The sequence below is a fragment of the Kocuria sp. CPCC 205258 genome (assembly GCF_040981005.1).
GTDB lineage: Bacteria > Actinomycetota > Actinomycetes > Actinomycetales > Micrococcaceae > Kocuria > Kocuria rosea.
The window spans coordinates 1-507 of the sequence record NZ_JAVKPS010000077.1; the positions used below are offsets into that span (position 1 = coordinate 1).

The following is a 507-nucleotide window of genomic DNA, read 5'->3' on the forward strand; positions in this document are numbered from 1 at the left end:
GGCTGCTTTCTCCAACGAGGCCGGCCTCGGCTCCGCGCCGATCGCCCACTCCGCGGTGAAGACCAAGCACCCCGCCAGCGAGGGCCTGGTCGCGCTCCTCGAGCCCTTCATCGACACCGTGGTCATCTGCACCATGACCGCGCTGACCATCGTCGTGGCCAACCCCGCCAGCTGGGCCGAGGCCCGCAAGCAGGAGGGGTCCATCGGCGGCGTGACGATCACCTCGGACGCGTTCGGCACGGTCATGCCGTGGTTCCCGTACATCCTCACGATCGCGGTCATGCTCTTCGCCATCTCGACCGTGCTCACCTGGGGCTACTACGGCCTCAAGGCGTGGACGTACCTCTTCGGCCGCAGCAAGGCCAGCGAGACGGCCTACAAGGTGCTCTACACCCTGTTCGCCGTGGCCGGTTCGCTGCTCACGCTGCAGACGCTGATCGACATGGCCGACGCGGTCTGTTCATGCTCGCCGTCATCAACATCATCGGCCTCTACCTGCTGGCGCCG

1 protein-coding gene is annotated in these 507 nt (G+C 66.9%); it reads left to right on the top strand.

Going from position 1 to position 507, the window contains the following annotated elements; all coding sequences use genetic code 11:
- Nucleotides 1-507 (top strand): alanine:cation symporter family protein (locus tag RF644_RS18910; protein ID WP_368797675.1); only part of this gene is annotated, 507 nt, incomplete at both ends.